This window comes from Kitasatospora sp. NPDC002543, from assembly GCF_053594915.1.
Window position 1 is genome coordinate 1 of the sequence record NZ_JBSFWR010000186.1, and the last position, 7,282, is coordinate 7,282.

6 protein-coding genes are annotated in these 7,282 nt (G+C 71.0%); 3 read left to right on the top strand and 3 right to left on the bottom strand.

Annotation, left to right across the window (positions count from 1 at the left end; all coding sequences use genetic code 11):
* Positions 1-134 precede the first annotated feature (134 nt).
* Positions 135-596 carry an N-acetyltransferase family protein gene (locus tag ACWD4P_RS37440; RefSeq protein ID WP_449782717.1) on the bottom strand — a complete coding sequence of 154 codons (462 nt, stop codon included), beginning with the start codon at positions 594-596 and terminating at the stop codon, positions 135-137.
* Positions 597-696: 100 nt separating this feature from the next.
* Positions 697-1,488, bottom strand: coding sequence for a VOC family protein (locus ACWD4P_RS37445; RefSeq protein ID WP_359830236.1), 792 nt, complete (start codon positions 1,486-1,488; stop codon positions 697-699).
* A 181-nt stretch (positions 1,489-1,669) separates the two neighbouring features.
* Between ACWD4P_RS37445 and recD2 the strand changes: the two genes are divergently transcribed.
* The 3 genes from recD2 to ACWD4P_RS37460 all read left to right on the top strand — a co-directional run bounded on the left by recD2 (position 1,670) and on the right by ACWD4P_RS37460 (position 6,696).
* Complete coding sequence (recD2, locus tag ACWD4P_RS37450; protein ID WP_359830233.1) at positions 1,670-3,907, top strand: SF1B family DNA helicase RecD2; 2,238 nt, start codon at positions 1,670-1,672, stop codon at positions 3,905-3,907.
* Positions 3,908-4,132: 225 nt separating this feature from the next.
* Positions 4,133-5,422 (top strand): citrate synthase, encoded by a 1,290-nt coding sequence (locus ACWD4P_RS37455; protein ID WP_359830231.1) that lies wholly within the window; start codon positions 4,133-4,135, stop codon positions 5,420-5,422.
* A gap of 554 nt (positions 5,423-5,976) precedes the next feature.
* Positions 5,977-6,696 (top strand): SDR family NAD(P)-dependent oxidoreductase, encoded by a 720-nt coding sequence (locus ACWD4P_RS37460; RefSeq protein WP_359830228.1) that lies wholly within the window; start codon positions 5,977-5,979, stop codon positions 6,694-6,696.
* Between the two features lie 79 nt (positions 6,697-6,775).
* Here ACWD4P_RS37460 and ACWD4P_RS37465 read toward each other — a convergent pair.
* On the bottom strand, positions 6,776-7,282 hold a 507-nt coding region (locus ACWD4P_RS37465; protein WP_449782718.1), incomplete at its 5' end, for an HAD-IC family P-type ATPase.

The following is a 7,282-nucleotide window of genomic DNA, read 5'->3' on the forward strand; positions in this document are numbered from 1 at the left end:
GGGGACCCTGTGGGAGAGTAGGACGCCGCCGAACAATTCTTCTGAAGAACCCCCATCCGGGTCCCGGATGGGGGTTCTTCGCGTTTCCGGGCCGGATTCTCCGGGCGGACGCCGGAACCCGGTCGGAACCCGAGTCAGAGCTTGAGCTTGAACCCGAGGTGGGAAGCCGTGAACCCGAGCCGCTCGTAGAAGCGGTGGGCATCGGTGCGCGTCGCGTCGGAGGTGAGCTGGACGAGGTCGGCGCCGAGTTCGCGGGAGCGGTCGACGGCCCACCGGATCAGTTCGGTGCCCAGTCCGCTGCCGCGTTCGTCGGCGTGGATGCGGACGCCCTCGATGATCGTGCGGGTGGCGCCGGCGCGGGAGAGGCCCGGGACGAGGGTGAGTTGGAGGGTACCGACGGTGCGGCCGGCCCGGTCGGCGACGACCAGGTGCTGGTGCGGGTCGCCCTCGATGCGGGCGAAGGCGGTGCGGTAGGGGGTGAGGTCGTCGGGGCTCTCGCGGGTGGCGCCCAGCGGGTCGTCGGCGAGCATGGCCACGATCGCCGGAAGGTCCTCGGGGGTGGCCCGTCGGATCGTCAGAACAGCCGTTTCAGTCATGATCCGAGACTAGAGGCAGGCTTGGGAGCCGACCGGGCCCTTTCTACGCCCGTAGCACCCCTTCACGGCCCGTCTGAAGGGTCGTGGGACCCCATGGGGTCTACTCCCCGGGCTTGGTGCTGTTGATGACGGCGAAGACGGCTCCGTGGGGGTCGACCAGCTGGGCCAGTCGGCCGACGCCGTGCACGTCCATGGCCGGGATCCGGACGGTCGCGCCGAGGGTGGCGGCGATGGCGAGGCTGGCGTCGGTGTTGGGGACCTCGAAGTAGGGGAGCCAGTGCGAGGTGGTGCCGCGGGCGGTGTGCTCGGGGCCGAGCTGCATGATGCCGCCGTGGGCGTCGTCGGTGCCGCCGCCGGCCGGGGTGAGGACGGTGTACGTCACCTCGCCGAGCGGGACGTCCTGCTCCTGCCAGTCGAAGACGCCGCGGTAGAAGGACTTGGCGCGTTCGGCGTCGACGCTGTAGCACTCGGCCCAGCAGAAGCTGCCCTCCTCGGTGACGAGGTCCAGGCCGCGGGTGTCGTGCGGCTGCCAGACGGCGAAGTCGGCTCCGGTCGGGTCGGTGTAGCCGGCGGTCCGGCCCGCGTTGAAGACGTCGAAGGGGGCGAACCGGACGCGGCCGCCGCCCTGTTCGACCAGGGCGGTGGTCCGGTCGGCGTCCTCGGTGGCGAAGTAGAGGGTCCAGCCGGGAGGGGAGCCCTCCTCGGCGACCGGGCCGAGGGCGGCGACGGTCCGGCCGTCGAGCTGGAAGAAGCCGTAGCCGCCGGCCTCGGGGCCGGCCGAGTCGAAGGTCCAGCCGAACAGCGCGGTGTAGAAGTCGACGGACGCCCGGGTGTCGGGGCTGCTCAGGTCGAGCCAGTCCGGGGAACCGGGGCGGAAGTCGGTGTTGAGCATGGCGGCACTGCTCCTCGGACGGGGCCCGGGCGGGCGCGGTCGAACGGCGGTCCCCCTCGGTTCCTCCCAGCCTGGCACCTCGGCCGGGGCGGTGCACGGCAGCGGCCGTTCCGGGGTTGTCGGGGCGGGGCGGTACGGTGCGTAGCGGAATGACCCACCCGTACCGGTCGAAGGGGGTCCGGTGAGCAAGCAGGCGGCGCAGTCCGGTCAGCAGGTGCCGCGGCAGCTCGCGCAGGTCGACGGCGTGCTGGAGCGGATCACCTACGCCAACGAGGAGACCGGCTACACGGTGGCCCGGGTGGACACCGGCCGGGGTGCGAACGACCTGCTGACGGTGGTGGGCGCGCTGCTGGGGGCACAGGTCGGCGAGTCGTTGCGGCTGCACGGGCGGTGGGGCTCGCACCCGCAGTACGGGCGGCAGTTCACGGTGGAGAACTACACCACGGTGCTGCCCGCCACGATCCAGGGGATCCAGCGGTACCTGGGGTCGGGGCTGATCAAGGGGATCGGGCCGCGGTTCGCCGAGCGGATCGTGGAGCGCTTCGGGGTGGACACCCTGGAGGTGATCGAGAACGAGCCGGGCCGGCTGATCGAGGTGCCGGGGCTGGGGCCGAAGCGGACGAAGAAGATCGCTGCCGCCTGGGAGGAGCAGAAGGCCATCAAGGAGGTGATGGTCTTCCTGCAGGGGGTCGGGGTGTCCACCTCGCTGGCTGTGCGAATCTACAAGCAGTACGGCGACGGCTCGATCGGGGTGGTGAAGAACGAGCCGTACCGGCTGGCCTCGGACGTGTGGGGCATCGGCTTCCTGACGGCGGACCGGCTCGCCCAGGCGGTGGGCATCCCGCACGACAGCCCCGAGCGGGTGAAGGCCGGCCTGCAGTACGCGCTGTCGCAGAGCACCGACCAGGGGCACTGCTTCCTGCCGGAGGAGCGGCTGATCGCGGACGGCGTGAAGCTGCTCCAGGTGGACGTCGGGCTGGTGATCGACTGCCTGGCGGAGCTGGTGGCGGCCGAGGGGGTGGTGCGCGAGGCGGTCCCGGGGGAGGGCGGCGAGCCCGTCACCGCGGTGTACCTGGTGCCGTTCCACCGAGCGGAGATCTCGCTCGCCAACCAGCTGCTGCGGCTGTTGCGTTCGGACGAGGACCGGATGCCGTGGTTCGGGAACGTGGACTGGCCGGTGGCGCTGGACTGGCTGGCGAAGCGGACCGGGGCCGACCTGGCGCCGGAGCAGGAGCAGTCGGTGCGGCTGGCGTTGACCGAGCGGGTCGCGGTGCTGACGGGTGGTCCGGGCTGCGGCAAGTCGTTCACGGTGAAGTCGATCGTGACGCTGGCGCTGGCGAAGCGGGCCAAGGTGGTGCTGGCGGCGCCGACCGGCCGGGCGGCGAAGCGGCTGGCGGAGCTGACCGGGGTGGAGGCGTCGACGGTCCACCGGCTGCTGGAGCTCAAGCCGGGCGGGGACGCCGCGTACGACCGGGACCGGCCGCTGGACGCGGACCTGGTGGTGGTCGACGAGGCCTCGATGCTGGACCTGATCCTGGCGAACAAGCTGGTCAAGGCGGTGCCGCCAGGTGCCCACCTGCTGTTCGTGGGGGATGTGGACCAGCTGCCCTCGGTGGGCGCCGGGGAGGTGCTGCGGGACCTGCTGGCCGAGGGCGGGCCGATCCCGTCGGTCCGGCTGACCAGGATCTTCCGGCAGGCGCAGCAGTCCGGCGTGGTGACCAACGCGCACCGGATCAACGAGGGCCGGCCGCCGCTGACGGACGGCCTGGCGGACTTCTTCCTGTTCGCGGAGGACGACGCGGAGCGGGCGGCCGGGCTGACGGTGGACGTGGTGGCGCGGCGGATCCCGCAGAAGTTCGGCGTCGACCCGCGCCGGGACGTGCAGGTGCTGGCGCCGATGCACCGGGGCCCGGCCGGTGCGGGGAACCTGAACACCCTGTTGCAGGCGGCGGTGACGCCGGCCCGGGAGGGGCTGGCCGAACGCCGGTTCGGCGGCCGGACGTTCAGGGTGGGGGACAAGGTCACCCAGATCCGCAACAACTACGACAAGGGGCGGAACGGAGTCTTCAACGGCACAGTGGGAGTGGTGACCGCCCTCAGCGTGGACGACCAGCGGCTGACGGTGCTCACCGACGAGGACGAGGAGGTGTCGTACGACTTCGACGAACTGGACGAGCTGGCCCACGCGTACGCGGTGACGATCCACCGCTCGCAGGGCAGCGAGTACCCGGTCGTGGTGATTCCGGTCACCATGTCCGCTTGGACGATGCTCCAGCGGAACCTGCTCTACACGGCTGTGACCAGGGCTCGGAAACTCGTGGTGCTGGTGGGGTCACGCAAGGCGATCGGGCAGGCCGTCCGGGCCGTCAGCGCAGGTCGGAGGCACACCGGGCTCGACCACCGGCTGGCGGCTGGATGATTATCCAACGCGATGGTTGCCTCTAATGTTCTCTTGACGTGAAGAGATTTACGGCAGAGCCTAGGGTGGTGCCGATCTTGTCCGGTTCGTACCGGCTGCGGCGGCAGGTTTTGTAGGGGCGGGCCCTTTCGGGCCACCCCGGGTGCGCGACTGTCCTCCGGATGGGGGATGGTAGAGACAGTCAGGGCACCTTGGAAGAGGATTCATTTCGTCGGTGAGGAAGACGTGAGCGACAACTCGGTAGTACTGCGGTACCAGGACGGCGAGTACGAGTACCCCGTCGTCGAGAGCACTGCGGGCAACTCCGGCTTCGACATCTCGAAGCTGCTCCCGCAGACCGGCCTGGTCACCCTGGACAACGGCTTCGGTAACACCGCCGCGTACAAGTCCGCGATCACCTTCGTGGACGGTGACAACGGCATCCTGCGGTACCGCGGCTACCCGATCGAGCAGCTTGCCTCCGATGGCGGCTTCATCGAGACCGCGTACCTCCTGATCAACGGCGAGCTGCCCAACGCGGACCAGCTGGCCGAGTTCAACCGCGAGATCACCCAGCACACCCTGCTGCACGAGGACGTCAAGCGCTTCTTCCAGGGCTTCCCGCGGGACGCCCACCCGATGGCCATGCTGTCCTCGGTCGTCGGCGCGCTGTCCACGTTCTACCCGGAGAGCCACAACCCGTTCGACGCGGCCCAGCGCCACCTGTCGACCGTGCGCCTGCTCGCCAAGCTGCCGACGATCGCCGCGTACGCGTACAAGAAGGCGATGGGCCAGCCCTTCGTCTACCCGCGCAACGACCTGAGCTATGTCGAGAACTTCCTGCGGATGACCTTCGCGGTCCCCGCCGAGGACTACGAGCTCAACCCGGTCATCGTCAACGCGCTGGACAAGCTGCTCATCCTGCACGCGGACCACGAGCAGAACTGCTCGACCTCCACCGTGCGCCTGGTCGGCTCCAGCCACGCCAACCTGTTCGCCTCGATCTCGGCCGGCATCTCGGCCCTGTGGGGCCCGCTGCACGGCGGCGCCAACCAGGCCGTGCTGGAGATGCTGGAGAGCATCCAGAAGGACGGCGGCGACGTCGACGCCTTCATCACGAAGGTGAAGAACAAGGAAGCCGGCGTCAAGCTGATGGGCTTCGGGCACCGGGTCTACAAGGCCTTCGACCCGCGCGCCGCCCAGGTCAAGCTGCTCGCGCACGAGGTCCTCGGCCAGCTCGGCAAGAACGACGAGCTGCTGGACATCGCGCTCAAGCTGGAGGAGCACGCCCTCAAGGACGACTTCTTCATCTCGCGCAAGCTGTACCCGAACGTGGACTTCTACACCGGCCTGATCTACCGCGCCATGGGCTTCCCGACCAGCATGTTCACCGTGCTGTTCGCGCTCGGCCGGCTGCCGGGCTGGATCGCCCACTGGCACGAGATGATCAACGACCCGACCAGCCGGATCGGCCGTCCGCGCCAGATCTACACCGGCACCGCGATCCGCGACTACGTCCCGCTGGACGCCCGCTGACCGCAGCGGCGCCGACCACCGGCCCGCACGGAAGCTGAGAGGGGCCCGGCCGCTGAGCGGCCGGGCCCCCTCGCGTCCCGGTGACGCGCCCGAGGGCGCGCGCGGGGACCGAACCGTACGGCGCACGACTCCGGGGCCGGCCGCGACCGGGGACGGCCGCTCAAAGCGTCCCAGGCCCGCCAGAACCCCGGCGTCGTGCGCGAAGGCCGTCGAGTACGACGGCCGTTCCCGGGGCCCGCCGGAGCCCCGTCGGCGACAGCCGGTGGAAGCGCGGGGACACGTTGCCGTTCAGCGTGTCCCCGCCCACCGGAAAAACTGCCGCACTACCAACCTAAGACGTATCAGGGTGCGAGAAGTTACGCCCGGGGGGTGTGAGCTGCCTCTCGCCACGCTCCGTGTGCGCCTCGTACCACGCCCATATCACACCTTCGCTCGCGCGGGACGTCACCCTCCCCGCAGTCACGGCAACCGAGCGTGATAGGAATCGTGGCATTCCGGTACGGACCGTCGCGCCATTCGCCGCGCGACGGCGGAACTGGGGAGGGAGTGCGCAGATGGCCAGGAACGTCGTCGTCACCGGCGGTGGCACGGGAATCGGGTACGAAGTCACGCGGCGGTTCGTCGAGGCCGGTGACCACGTGGTGATCGTGGGCCGCCGCCGGGAGGTCCTGGAGAAGGCCGCGGCCGACCTCGGGCCGAACGTCACCCCGCTGGTGTGCGACCTCGCCGACCCGGACGCCGTCGAGGCCGCGCTCGCCCGCCTGCCCGAGCGGATCGACGTCCTGGTGAACAACGCCGGCAGCCGGGAGACCGTGGTCGGCGGCGGACCGCACGCCCTGCTGGCGCGTTGGCGCGGCGACTTCGAGCGCAACGTGCTGACCGTGGTGCTGCTCACCGAGTCGGTCCGCGACCGGCTCGCCCCGGGCTCCGGCCGGGTGGTCACCATCAGCTCCATCGCCGCCCTGCGCGGGGCCGGCTCGTACGGCGCGGCGAAGGCCTCGCTGCACGCCTGGAACCACTTCCTGGCCGCCCAGTTGGGCACGTCGGGTATCACCGCCAACATCGTCGCGCCGGGCACCGTCGCGGGCACCGAGTTCTTCGGACCGCGGCTGGACGAGCCCGAGGTGGCCCGCCGGGCCGCCCGCACCCTGCTCGGGCGGATCGGCGAGACCGGCGAGGTCGCGGCGGCGGTGTACTTCCTGGCCTCGGCCGAGGCCGGGTTCATCACCGGCGAGATCCTGCACTGCAACGGCGGCGAGCTGCTGGGGCGTTGAGAGGCCCGCGAGGGGGCGAGGGCCCGGACCGGTGGTCGGTCCGGGCCCTCGTGCGTACGGGCGGGGGGTTCGGCCGGGCTCAGGCCGGCTGGAAGCGGCGCAGCCGCAGGCTGTTGGTGACCACGAAGACCGAGGAGAAGGCCATCGCGGCCCCCGCGATCATCGGGTTGAGCAGGCCGGCCGCGGCCAGCGGGACCGCCGCCACGTTGTAGCCGAAGGCCCAGAACAGGTTGCCCTTGATGGTGCCCAGGGTCCTGCGGGAGAGCCGGATGGCGTCGGCCGCCGAGCGGAGGTCGCCGCGGACCAGGGTGAGGTCGCCGGCCTCGATGGCGGCGTCGGTGCCGGTGCCCATCGCCAGACCCAGGTCGGCCCGGGCCAGGGCGGCCGCGTCGTTGACGCCGTCGCCGACCATCGCCACGACCCTGCCCTCGGCCTGCAGTCGCTCGACGGTGGCGACCTTGTCCTCGGGGAGGACCTCGGCGATCACGTGCTCCGGCGCGATGCCGACCTCGGCGGCGACCGCCTCGGCGACCGCCCGGTTGTCGCCGGTGAGCAGGACCGGGGTCAGGCCCAGGGCGCGCAGCTC